Source organism: Mesorhizobium sp. WSM4847 (assembly GCF_055811335.1).
Genome location: NZ_JBVVPY010000125.1, coordinates 1 through 328, shown reverse-complemented (window position 1 = coordinate 328; position 328 = coordinate 1). Strand labels below are relative to the sequence as shown.

1 protein-coding gene is annotated in these 328 nt (G+C 72.9%); it reads left to right on the top strand.

What is annotated here, in order from left to right; all coding sequences use genetic code 11:
• Nucleotides 1-328 (top strand): phosphopantetheine-binding protein (locus AC0L28_RS34810; RefSeq protein ID WP_473483027.1); only part of this gene is annotated, 328 nt, incomplete at both ends.

The window sequence follows — 328 nt, the reverse complement described above, 5'->3', positions numbered from 1 at the left end:
GCGCCGGAGAAGGCCGGCGCCGAGGTCGAAGAGGCGGGCGCGCTTGCCTCTGCGTTGCGCGGGCATCTTGGCGCGCGGCTGCCCGACTACATGGTGCCGTCGGCCTTCGTGCGCCTGGACGGGCTGCCGCTGACGCCGAACGGCAAGCTGGACCGCAAGGCGCTGCCTGCGCCGCAGGACGATGCCTATGCGCGCAACGCCTATGCAGCGCCGCAGGGCGAGGTCGAGACGGCGCTGGCCGCGATCTGGGCCGAGCTTCTGGGGCTCGAGCGGGTTGGCCGCCACGACCACTTCTTCGAGCTCGGCGGCCATTCGCTGCTGGCGGTGC